Below are 10,293 nucleotides of genomic sequence, written 5' to 3'. Positions count from 1 at the left end.
ATGTTCGGGCTGATGATCCCCCTGCTGGGCTGGGTCGGTGCCACCGTGCCCGGTGCGCGCAGCATTGGCATCGCGGGCATCGGATTTGCACCGGCCTTTGTCGCACTGGTGCTCTATTCGCTGCTGCCCGTCGTGGGAAACACCGTGGCCGGTCTGGCCGCCACGCCGCCGCAAGCCCTGAACGCCGCGCGCGGGATCGGCATGACAGCGGCGCAACGCCTGTGGCGCGTGGAACTGCCCATCGGCCTGCCCGTGATCCTAACCGGCCTGCGTATCGTGCTGGTCCAAAACATCGGGCTGGCGGTCATCGCGGGGCTGATCGGCGGCGGCGGCTTTGGCACATTCGTGTTCCAAGGGCTGAACCAGACCGCGACAGACCTGATCCTGCTGGGCGCGCTGCCCACGGTCGCGCTGGCCCTGACGGCGGCCATCGTGATGGATATTCTGGTCGACCTGACCCGCCGCCTCCCCAAGGAGACCCCATGATAGAGATCGACAATATCACCAAAATCTACGACAGCGCCCGCGCCGTCGACGGCGTGTCGATGACCATTGATACCGGCACGATCACAGTAATCGTGGGCACATCCGGTTCGGGCAAGACAACGCTTTTGCGGCTGATCAACCGGCTGGAAGAGCCCACCTCGGGAGAGGTGCGGATCAACGGGCAATCAACACTCGACGTCAAACCGCATATCCTGCGGCGGCGGATCGGATATGCCATTCAAGGGCACGGGCTGTTCCCGCATCACACGGTCGCGCGCAATATCGGCGCGGTGCCGCAATTGCTGGGCTGGCCCCGTGACAAGATCGACGCCCGCGTGGACGAACTGCTTGATCTCTTCTCGATGGCACCGCAAGAGTTCCGCCACCGCTACCCCTCTGAACTGTCGGGCGGGCAACAACAACGGGTCGGCGTGGCACGGGCCCTCGCCTCGCGCCCTGATCTGATCCTGATGGATGAACCCTTTGGCGCGCTTGACCCGATCATCCGTACCCGCGCGCAAGAGGATCTGCGCCGCATCCAGCAGGCGCTCGGCTCCACCATCATCCTCGTGACCCATGATATGGAGGAAGCCATTCGTCTGGGCGACCGCGTGGCGGTGATGGATGGCGGCAAGCTGGTGCAACATGCCACCCCGGCAGAGATCATCACCCACCCCGCGACCGATTTTGTGGCCGATATGGTGGGCGATGTCGAACGCCCGCTGCGGCTGCTTTCCCTCACCCCGCTGGCTGAGGTGATGGAGGACGGTCCCGCCAACGGCGCGCCCCTGCCCCGCGAGGCAAATCTACGCGACGCGCTGTCGGCCTGCCTGTGGACAGGGCGTAGCGCCGTGCCGATCACCGACAAGGGCAAGATCATCGGCCGCGTGACGCTGGACGCGATCCGCGCCCGCGCCGAGGTGCACGCATGACAGCGGGCAACCTGCTACGCGCCTGCATGCTGGCGCTGCTGCTCGCTCTGGTGCTACGGCCCGATTGGTTCGCGCCGCTCTTTGCGCCGCTGGCCCCGGCGGGCGGACCGGTCATTTACGCACGCAGCTCTTTGCTGTCGCTCTCGCTCAGCCATCTTGGGCTGGTGGCCCTTGCCTCTGTTGCGGCGACGCTGGTGGCGGTGACGTTGGCGATCTTTGTCACCCGTCCTGTGGGCGCGTCCTTCCTGCCGCTGTCGCGCACGATCACCAACATCGGTCAGACCTTCCCCCCCGTCGCGGTGCTGGCGCTTGCCGTGCCTGCCTTGGGGTTCGGGGCGGGGCCGACGCTCGTGGCGCTGTTTCTCTATGGGCTGCTCCCGATCTTCGAGAATGCGATCACCGCCCTGTCGACCCTGCCCCCCGCCACGATGGAGGCTGCACGTGGCATGGGGCTGAACCGCTGGCAACGCCTGTGGCGGGTGGAGCTTCCCCTCGCCCTGCCCGTAATCCTGACCGGCATCCGCCTGTCCGTCGTCATTGCCCTTGGCACCGCCACCATCGGCTCCACCGTTGCCGCACGCACCCTTGGCGAAGTCATCATCGCCGGGCTGCTGACCAACAACACTGCCTATGTGCTGCAAGGCGGGTTGATCGTGGGGCTTTTTGCGGTGCTTATCTATGATGCGATGGCCCAGCTTGAACGCTACCTGAGCCGTCGCATGGGTGGGTAAACCGCGCCGAGTGGAAGCGCGCCGATCCGCCGCCCGCGCAATTGCGCCCCCTGTCCAAGACTTGTATCACACCCCTATGATCCGACAGCTTGCCCCTTTTGTCCTCACCCTCTGGGCCGCGCCGCTGGCCGCGCACCCCCATGTGTTTATCGACACGCAGCTCTCGCTTGTCGCCGACGATCAAGGGCAACTGACCCATGTGCGGGTGACCTGGGAATATGACGCGCTCTATTCCTTGCTGGTGACCGAGGATATGGGCCTTGATGCCGACGGCGACGGGGCGCTTACGGAAACGGAGCTTGCGACGCTGAACGGCTTTGACATGCAGTGGGTCGACGGGTTCAACGGCGATCTGGTCCTCAGCGCCGAGGCGAGCAATATCGCGCTGTCCGGCCCGACCGAGATTGCGACGCAGTTTGATAACGGACAGATCACCACGATGCATACCCGCGCGCTGGAAACCGCAATCCCCGCAGGGACAGCGCTCACGATCAAACCCTATGATGCGACCTATTACACCGCCTACGACATCACGACCGCAATAGACACCACGCGCGCGCCGACCTGTCGCGCCCGCGTCGCCATGCCCGATGTCACCGCCACGATGGAGGCGCTGCAACAGCAGCTCGCCCAGCTTGATGCCCAGACCGATCCTTCCGACGCGGGTCTGCCGGATATCGGCGCGCAAATGGCACCCACGGTGAATGTGACATGCGCCGCGCCCTGACTGTGATTGCCTTGGGCATGGTCATCGCCCTTGCCGCGCTATGGTGGACCGGCGGCTTTGATCGGCTGGCGCAATGGGCTGCGGCGCATCAACGCGCGTTTCAAAACAGCATCGCCCTCTCGCTGCGCGCAGTGCGTGCGGGCCAGCCAGAGGCGGTAACCGCCCTGCTTTCCGCCTGTTTCGCCTATGGCGTGGTGCATGCCGCAGGCCCCGGTCACGGCAAGGTGTTGATCGGCGGCTATGGCGCGGCCAAGGCTGTGCCGATGCTACGCCTATCGGTGATTGCGCTGCTGTCGTCGCTGGGTCAGGCCGTGACGGCGGTGGCTCTGGTCTATACCGGCGTGAGCCTGTTGCATTTGGGGCGCGAGCGTATGATTTCGCTGACAGAGGCGATTATGGCCCCCGTCAGCTATGGCGCGATTGCCTGTGTCGGGCTGTGGCTGTTCTGGCGGGGCCTGCGCCATTTCCGCGCGACGCTTCCCGCGCCGCAAGATCATCACCACCATCACCAGCACGACCATGAAGGTATCTGCGCCACCTGTGGCCATGCGCATGGCCCCACCGCTGAACAGGTTCGACAGGCAACCACCCTGCGCGAGACGCTGCTGCTGATCGGATCTATCGCGGTGCGGCCCTGTACGGGGGCGTTGTTCGTGTTGATCATCACGCTTCAGATGGGGATCGCGGGCGTCGGGATTGCCGGTGCTTTCGCGATGGCCTTTGGCACCGCGACCATCACCATCGCCGTGGGTCTTGGTGCCAGCGCGTTGCGCGGCGGCGTGCTCGCCGGATGGGCCAGTGCCCCCCGTGCAGCCCAGATCGCCGCCCTGATCGAGCTTGCCGCGGGGCTTGGTGTAGCCCTGCTGGCGGGCGGTTTGTTGCTACGGGCGATCTAAGTTTACCCGCTCGACAAGGGGGACGGTCAAAACTATCTATAATCCATGACCCAACCTAGATCAGAGACCCACTCCGCCCGGATTGCGCGCATATTGGCCGACCGCATCATCTCGGGGCAGTTGGCCCCGGGCGCGCGGTTGCGGCAAGACCACATCGCGCAGGAATTCGGCGCAAGCCATGTACCCGTGCGCGAAGCCTTTCGCCTGCTAGAGACACAATCACTTGCAGAAAGCCTGCCAAGGCGCGGATTTCGCGTCACTTTCTTCGATATGGCAGAGCTGCGGGAGGTCGCCGAAATGCGCGCCAGCCTCGAAGCGCTCGCCCTGCGGCACGCCGCACCCAACCTGACACCCGATATCCTCACCAAGGCGCAAAAAGCCAACCTGCAAGGCGACAGCGCCCAGAATGTACATGAATGGGAAGAGGCAAACCGCTGTTTTCACAGATTAATTCTGGAACCCTGCCAGATGCCGCGGCTGATGCGGTCGATTGACGGCCTGCAAGCGGCAAGCGCGCGGTTCATTCTGCGGGCATGGCGGACAAATTGGGAAGCCCGCACCGATCACGACCACCGTCTGATCCTCGACGCGCTGCGTAAAGGTCAGGTGGATCTGGCCTGCACCACGCTCTCGCGCCATGTGGGCTGGATCGGCAAGCGCAGTCGCACCCTAAAAAATCAAATCGATTCAGGCACTTCCGAATTTTTCAGATAATTATCTATAATCTGAATTGTCAGAAGGCGCGTCCTTCGTCCTACTGGGGTAGACCTTGAAAGCTATCACTCGGAGGAAACCAGATGGCACTTGCGATTACATCCCTACCCCGTAACCCGTCCTTCGCGCAGGGGCTTGGCCTCGCGCTGGCCGGTGCCGCGCTGATCACGCTGGGGGCCAAGGTCCAGATCCCGTTCTGGCCAGTGCCCATGACCCTGCACACGCTGTCGGTCTTTCTTGTCGCCCTCACCCTTGGCCCGCGTCTGGGGCTGGCGGCGATGGCGGCCTATCTTGGGTCCGGTGCAGCGGGGCTTCCGGTGTTCTCCGGCACGCCTGAACGCGGCATCGGGCTTAGCTATATGGTCGGGCCGACGGGCGGCTATCTGCTGGGTTACCTTGTGGCGGCGGGCCTGACCGGCTGGCTGGCAATGGGGCGCGGCTGGATCGGGCGCGTGCTGGCGATGCTGGCGGGTCTGACCGTGGTCTATGCCGGTGGTCTGGCGTGGCTGGCGCTGTTCGTGCCCGCGCCCAAGCTGCTGGCCGCAGGGCTGACTCCCTTCCTGCTGGGCGATGTGGTCAAGGTGCTGCTGGTGGCGACACTGCTGTCGGGCCTGACGCGGCTGAAAGGGCGTGATCAATGATCCGCACGGACTGGACCCTTGACGAAGCGGCAGCGATCCACGCGCTGCCCTTCCCCGACCTGATCCATCAGGCGCAAACGCTACACCGTGCGCATTTCGACCCCACGGCGATCGAAACCGCCAGCTTGCTGAGCATCAAGACCGGCGGCTGCCCCGAGGATTGCGGCTATTGTTCGCAATCGGCGCATTACGACACCGGCGTCAAAGCGACCAAACTAATGGGCGCGGAGGAGGTCATCGCCGCTGCCAAACGCGCCAAGGATGCGGGCGCGCAGCGGTTCTGCATGGGGGCTGCATGGCGCAGCCCCAAGGACCGCGACATGGACAAGCTGACCGACATGGTGCGCGGCGTGGCCGATCTGGGGCTCGAGACCTGCATGACGCTGGGGATGCTGTCGCCCGAGCAGGTGACCAAGCTCAAGGATGCCGGGCTCGATTTCTACAACCACAACATCGATACCTCGCCCGAGTATTACGCCGAGATCGCCTCGACCCGCACGATGGAAGACCGCCTTGAAACGGTGGAACATGTGCGCAAGGGCGGGATCAAGGTCTGCTGCGGCGGCATCCTTGGCATGGGCGAGGCAGAGGCGGACCGGATCAGCATGCTGGTCACCCTCGCCACGCTGCCCAGCCACCCAGACAGCGTGCCGGTGAACCTGTGGAACGCGGTGAAAGGCGTGCCGGTGCAGGGAAAATCCGAAAAGGTCGACCCTTTTGCGCTGGTCCGGCTGGTGGCCTTGGCGCGTATCCTGATGCCCGCTTCGGTCGTGCGTCTCTCCGCAGGCCGCACGGGGATGAGCGACGAGCTGCAATCACTGTGCTTTCTGGCGGGTGCGAATTCGATCTTTGTGGGCAACCAGTTGCTGACTACCGAAAACCCCGCCACGTGGAAGGACAACGACCTTTTGCAACGGCTCGGCATGCATGTGGCACCGGCCAAGCCCGCGTCCAGATCGGCCACGATCGCAGCGCAGTAGATCCGCCCCTTACACGTGCAAAAGCCCGGCCTGATATCCTCGGGCCGGGCTTATCCTATCGGGCGACAGCGTGGCGTCAGGCGAAGATGATCACCGACTGCATGCCGTCTGCGACCATATCCCCATCGGTATTCCAGACCCGCATGACCTGAGAGCTATAGCCGCCGTTGCCGGCGGTCAGCTGCGTCTCCATCATATACCAGCCGTCGCGGGTATTGGCGTGATCGGACAGCAGGTTGATGATCCAGTTCATCGACGAATTCGGCCCCGGCCGCGTCATCATCGGGAAAGCGGCGGGGGGCAGCACGTCGCCAATCGCGATCAGCCCCTCAAGCGTGCCCCACATCGCCGGATCACGGTGCCGCGCCCAGATCCGGACATAGCCGCGATCCGCACCGGAGAACGGCAGGCTGCCCTCGATCAGTTTGACCTCGAAGTTGACAAAGAACCGCACCGGCGGGCGTTTCAGCGCGGGCGGGAAGTAAGAGGGCGTGTCGTCCGGCCCTTGGGGGGCGGCGGGCGCGGTATGGCCTACACTCAACTGGCTTTCCTGCGCATGCCCGAAAGAAAACGTGCCCGTTGCCGCGACCTTGCCGTCGATTTCAGCGCGGGTGGCGATGGTGGTGATGTTGCGCCCTTCGCGAAGCACTTCGGCATGGATCGTGGGCGGCTGCGACACGGGTGCGGTAAAGTTAATCAGCGCAGACCGCAGCGCGGGCAGATCGGGGCGGTCGCGACGGGCCGCATTGACCAGCAAGGCACCGGTAAATCCGCCAAAGGCCGTACGCCCCTGCGCCCAGTTCTCTGGCACCTGATAGCGCGGCGCGGTGCCGTCCTGCTCTGCTGTGGCCAATACCTCGGCCAGGGTCACATCTGTCATGTCGGGTCCTTTATACGTCTGTCACCGCGCGCGGGCGCGCTGTTTCCCAATCGATGCCCGCAAAGCCAAGGGCGCGCAAGACACCCTGCCCCTGAAACGCCACGTCACCCAACACGCACCCGCGTGGCAAAAAAACCTTTGGCGGGATCGAAGAGAGGTGTTGACGCCTAATCTATATTTCACATATTCATGAAATATGGAATCACTACTCACAGATCGACTCGCCACCCTGAGCCACCCGCAGCGGCTGGCCGTGTTTCGCCTGCTGATGCGGCGCTATCCCGATGCCTTGCCTGCGGGGGAAATCGCGCAGGTGTTGGCGCTGAAATCCAGCACGGCGTCGGTATATCTGTCGGCGCTGACGCAAGTCGGGCTGATCTCGCAGCGGCGCGACGGGACGCGGCTCTTGTATACCATCAACCTTGATGCGGCGGGCGAGGTCGTATCGGGGTTGTTCGTGGATTGTTGTCGGGGGCGCGCTGATCTCTGCCCGCCCCCGTTCTCTGACCTCATTAACAGGACGCAGATGATGACCCAGACAAAATTCAACATGCTTTTCGTATGTACCGGCAACTCCGCCCGTTCCATCTTTGCAGAGACGATCCTGCGTGACATGGCGGGCGACCGGTTCACCGCCTATTCTGCGGGCACCCTGCCCCGGTCCGAGCTTAACCCCCTTGCGGTCGAGATGCTGCAAGCCAAGGGCCACAGCATCGACGCGCTGCGGTCCAAACATATCTCTGAATTCCAGACCGCCGATGCGCCGCAGATGGATTTCGTCTTTACCGTCTGTGACCATGCCGCAAACGAGGAATGTCCCACCTGGCCCGGCCAGCCCGTGTCGGGGCATTGGGGCATGCCCGATCCCGTCAAAGCCGAAGGGACAGAAGCGGAACGCCGGCTGGCCTTCCAACAGACATATGGCGCGCTGCACAACCGGCTTCTGGCCTTTACCGCCCTGCCTTTCGAAGCGCTGGACCGCGCTGCCTTGCAAAAACGGGTCGATGCCATCGGGGCCGACCCAGTGACCACAGGATAAACCACCATGACAACCTATGCGTTGAACGGCCTTGGCCGCATCGGAAAACTCGCCCTGCGGCCCTTGTTGGAACAAGGGGCCAAGATCGCCTTTATCAACGACGCCGTTGGCGACCCCGAGATGCACGCCCATTTGCTGGAGTTTGATTCCGTTCACGGGCGCTGGCCTGCGACCTTCAGCGCAGAGGATCATGCGATCACCATCAATGGCACGCGTATCCCCGTGACCAGCACCAAGTCGATCACAGACCTGCCGCTGGAGGGTGTGGATGTGGTGATCGACTGCACCGGTGCGCTCAAGACCGAGGCCAAGCTTGCCCCCTATTTCGAGGCGGGCGTGAAAAAGGTTGTTGTCTCTGCCCCCGTCAAGGACGGGCCGACGGCGAATATCGTCTATGGCGTGAACGACGACACCTATGATCCAGCCACGCACAGCATCGTCACCGCGGCGAGCTGCACCACCAACTGCCTCGCCCCCGTTGTCAAAGTGCTGCTGGAAGGGATCGGGATCAAACACGGGTCGATCACCACGATCCATGACGTGACCAACACGCAAACCATCGTGGACCGCCCCGCCAAGGACATGCGCCGCGCCCGATCGGCGCTGACCAACCTGATCCCGACCACCACAGGGTCGGCCACGGCGATCACGCTGATCTATCCGGAGCTGACCGGCAAGCTGAACGGCCACGCCGTGCGGGTGCCCCTGCTGAATGCGTCGATCACCGATTGCGTGTTCGAGGTGGAGCGTGAGACGAGTGTGGAAGAGGTCAACGCCCTGTTCGAAACCGCCGCCGAGGGGCCGTTAAAGGGTATTCTGGGCTTTGAGGAACGCCCGCTTGTGTCGTCGGATTACACCAATGACACCCGCAGCGGGATCGTGGATGCGCCATCGACGATGGTAGTGAATGGCACGCAGGTCAAAATCTATGCGTGGTATGACAATGAAATGGGCTATGCGCACCGTCTGGTGGATGTGGCGCTGATGGTGGGCGGCAAGCTGTGACACGCCCTGCCGGTTCTACCGCCTATATCACTGTCACCGCCGCCTATTGGGCCTTTATGCTGACCGATGGCGCGCTGCGGATGCTGGTGCTGCTGCATTTTCACACGCTCGGCTTCTCTCCGGTGCAGCTGGCCTATCTGTTCGTGCTCTACGAGATCGCGGGCGTGGTCACCAACCTGTCGGCGGGCTGGATCGCGGCGCGCTTCGGGCTGACCTCGACGCTTTATGCGGGGCTGTCGTTGCAAGTGGTCGCGCTGCTGGCGTTGACACAGCTTGATCCGGCATGGAGCGTCGCCGCCTCGGTCGTCTTTGTCATGCTGGTGCAAGGGCTGTCGGGCGTGGCCAAGGATCTTGCCAAGATGAGCTCTAAATCCGCGGTCAAGCTGCTGGCCCCCACCACGGGGGGCGGCCTGTTCCGCTGGGTCGCACTGCTCACCGGATCGAAGAACGCGGTCAAGGGCGCTGGCTTTCTGCTGGGTGCGGGGATGCTGGCGCTGCTGGGGTTTGTGCCGTCGACGCTGGTGATGGCGGCGATTCTGTTTGTGATCCTGATCGGCGTAATTATCGGTATGCCCGCGGGCCTGCCCGTGGGACGCAAGGACGCCAAGTTCACCGAAGTCCTGTCCAAAAACCGCAATATCAACTGGCTGAGCGCCGCGCGGCTGTTCCTCTTCGGGGCGCGCGATGTGTGGTTTGTCGTGGGCATCCCGATCTATTTCTACGCCGTGCTCTCCGATGGCAGCGTCGAAAGCAAGCGGGAAGCTTTCTTTATGATCGGCAGCTTTATGGCGGTGTGGACGATCCTTTATGGGGCCGTGCAAGGCTGGGCCCCGAAGATACTGCGGGCCACAGGCCGGACCGAGGGCGAAACGCTCGCACAGGCCCGCCACTGGAACCTTGCGCTGGTCGTCGTGCCTGCCCTGCTGGCCGCGCTGGTCTGGATCACGCCTGCGCCATCCCCCGCGCTGACGGTCACGATTGTCATCGGTTTGCTGGTGTTCGGTGCGATTTTCGCGGTGAATTCGGCGCTTCATTCCTATCTGATCCTCAGCTTTACGGATGCAAAGCGGGTCACGATGGATGTGGGGTTCTACTATATGTCCAACGCGGCCGGTCGGTTGGTAGGCACGCTTTTGTCAGGCTTCACCTATCAACTGGGGGGGCTGGCGCTGTGTCTTGGCACGGCGGCGCTGATGCTGGCGCTGAGCGCTTTGGGGACGGCACAGCTGCGCCCCTCGCAAACGTCATGAACTGCGGCGCGC

At 63.4% G+C, this 10,293-nt stretch carries 12 protein-coding genes; 11 read left to right on the top strand and 1 reads right to left on the bottom strand.

The genetic code is table 11. The features are described from left to right. The 8 genes from ACTRWK_RS12220 to bioB all read left to right on the top strand — a co-directional run. A partial coding sequence (locus tag ACTRWK_RS12220; protein ID WP_462843943.1) for an ABC transporter permease occupies positions 1–486 on the top strand: 486 nt, incomplete at its 5' end. Further along, a complete protein-coding gene (locus ACTRWK_RS12215) occupies positions 483–1,418 on the top strand; it encodes an ABC transporter ATP-binding protein (protein ID WP_289082168.1) in 936 nt (311 codons plus the stop codon). The genes ACTRWK_RS12220 and ACTRWK_RS12215, both read left to right, overlap by 4 nt. Continuing rightward, on the top strand, positions 1,415–2,149 hold the full coding sequence (locus tag ACTRWK_RS12210; RefSeq protein WP_289082169.1) for an ABC transporter permease: 735 nt from the start codon (positions 1,415–1,417) through the stop codon (positions 2,147–2,149). Before ACTRWK_RS12215 ends, ACTRWK_RS12210 begins: the two co-directional genes overlap by 4 nt. A gap of 76 nt (positions 2,150–2,225) precedes the next feature. Next, positions 2,226–2,876 carry a DUF1007 family protein gene (locus ACTRWK_RS12205; RefSeq protein WP_289082170.1) on the top strand — a complete coding sequence of 217 codons (651 nt, stop codon included), beginning with the start codon at positions 2,226–2,228 and terminating at the stop codon, positions 2,874–2,876. Beyond that, on the top strand, positions 2,861–3,772 hold the full coding sequence (locus tag ACTRWK_RS12200) for a nickel/cobalt transporter (RefSeq protein WP_289082171.1): 912 nt from the start codon (positions 2,861–2,863) through the stop codon (positions 3,770–3,772). Before ACTRWK_RS12205 ends, ACTRWK_RS12200 begins: the two co-directional genes overlap by 16 nt. Positions 3,773–3,817: 45 nt before the next feature. Then, positions 3,818–4,486 carry a GntR family transcriptional regulator gene (locus ACTRWK_RS12195; RefSeq protein WP_289082172.1) on the top strand — a complete coding sequence of 223 codons (669 nt, stop codon included), beginning with the start codon at positions 3,818–3,820 and terminating at the stop codon, positions 4,484–4,486. Between the two features lie 83 nt (positions 4,487–4,569). After that, entirely contained in the window at positions 4,570–5,127 is a 558-nt protein-coding gene (locus tag ACTRWK_RS12190) for a biotin transporter BioY (RefSeq protein ID WP_289082173.1), read from the top strand. Then, positions 5,124–6,107 (top strand): biotin synthase BioB, encoded by a 984-nt coding sequence (gene bioB / locus ACTRWK_RS12185; protein ID WP_037944082.1) that lies wholly within the window; start codon positions 5,124–5,126, stop codon positions 6,105–6,107. The genes ACTRWK_RS12190 and bioB overlap by 4 nt, the downstream gene beginning before the upstream one ends. Before the next feature lie 76 nt (positions 6,108–6,183). Here the strand turns inward: bioB and ACTRWK_RS12180 are convergent, their stop codons facing one another. Beyond that, positions 6,184–6,987: a thioesterase family protein gene (locus ACTRWK_RS12180; protein ID WP_037944080.1), complete on the bottom strand. Its 804-nt coding sequence runs from the start codon at positions 6,985–6,987 to the stop codon at positions 6,184–6,186. Positions 6,988–7,183: 196 nt separating this feature from the next. Between ACTRWK_RS12180 and ACTRWK_RS12175 the strand changes: the two genes are divergently transcribed. The 3 genes from ACTRWK_RS12175 to arsJ are packed head-to-tail and all read left to right on the top strand — an operon-like array spanning position 7,184 to position 10,281. Beyond that, positions 7,184–8,026: an arsenate reductase/protein-tyrosine-phosphatase family protein gene (locus ACTRWK_RS12175; protein ID WP_037944079.1), complete on the top strand. Its 843-nt coding sequence runs from the start codon at positions 7,184–7,186 to the stop codon at positions 8,024–8,026. Positions 8,027–8,032: 6 nt separating this feature from the next. Further along, positions 8,033–9,031 carry an ArsJ-associated glyceraldehyde-3-phosphate dehydrogenase gene (locus ACTRWK_RS12170; RefSeq protein WP_462843942.1) on the top strand — a complete coding sequence of 333 codons (999 nt, stop codon included), beginning with the start codon at positions 8,033–8,035 and terminating at the stop codon, positions 9,029–9,031. Next, entirely contained in the window at positions 9,028–10,281 is a 1,254-nt protein-coding gene (arsJ, locus tag ACTRWK_RS12165; protein ID WP_289081792.1) for an organoarsenical effux MFS transporter ArsJ, read from the top strand. Before ACTRWK_RS12170 ends, arsJ begins: the two co-directional genes overlap by 4 nt. The last annotated feature ends 12 nt before the right edge of the window (positions 10,282–10,293 follow it).

This window comes from Sulfitobacter sp. G5_S2_6_S6 (assembly GCF_054968505.1).
This window is presented reverse-complemented; position numbering and strand designations above follow the sequence as displayed.

Excerpts from the sequence above, each read along its gene's own strand:
- ACTRWK_RS12215 (WP_289082168.1), top strand. The coding sequence starts at position 483 with ATGATAGAGATCGACAATATCACCAAAATCTACGACAGCGCCCGCGCC.
- ACTRWK_RS12210 (WP_289082169.1), top strand. The coding sequence starts at position 1,415 with ATGACAGCGGGCAACCTGCTACGCGCCTGCATGCTGGCGCTGCTGCTC.
- ACTRWK_RS12205 (WP_289082170.1), top strand. The coding sequence starts at position 2,226 with ATGATCCGACAGCTTGCCCCTTTTGTCCTCACCCTCTGGGCCGCGCCG.
- ACTRWK_RS12200 (WP_289082171.1), top strand. The coding sequence starts at position 2,861 with ATGCGCCGCGCCCTGACTGTGATTGCCTTGGGCATGGTCATCGCCCTT.
- ACTRWK_RS12195 (WP_289082172.1), top strand. The coding sequence starts at position 3,818 with ATGACCCAACCTAGATCAGAGACCCACTCCGCCCGGATTGCGCGCATA.
- ACTRWK_RS12190 (WP_289082173.1), top strand. The coding sequence starts at position 4,570 with ATGGCACTTGCGATTACATCCCTACCCCGTAACCCGTCCTTCGCGCAG.
- bioB (WP_037944082.1), top strand. The coding sequence starts at position 5,124 with ATGATCCGCACGGACTGGACCCTTGACGAAGCGGCAGCGATCCACGCG.
- ACTRWK_RS12180 (WP_037944080.1), bottom strand. The coding sequence starts at position 6,987 with ATGACAGATGTGACCCTGGCCGAGGTATTGGCCACAGCAGAGCAGGAC.
- ACTRWK_RS12175 (WP_037944079.1), top strand. The coding sequence starts at position 7,184 with ATGGAATCACTACTCACAGATCGACTCGCCACCCTGAGCCACCCGCAG.
- ACTRWK_RS12170 (WP_462843942.1), top strand. The coding sequence starts at position 8,033 with ATGACAACCTATGCGTTGAACGGCCTTGGCCGCATCGGAAAACTCGCC.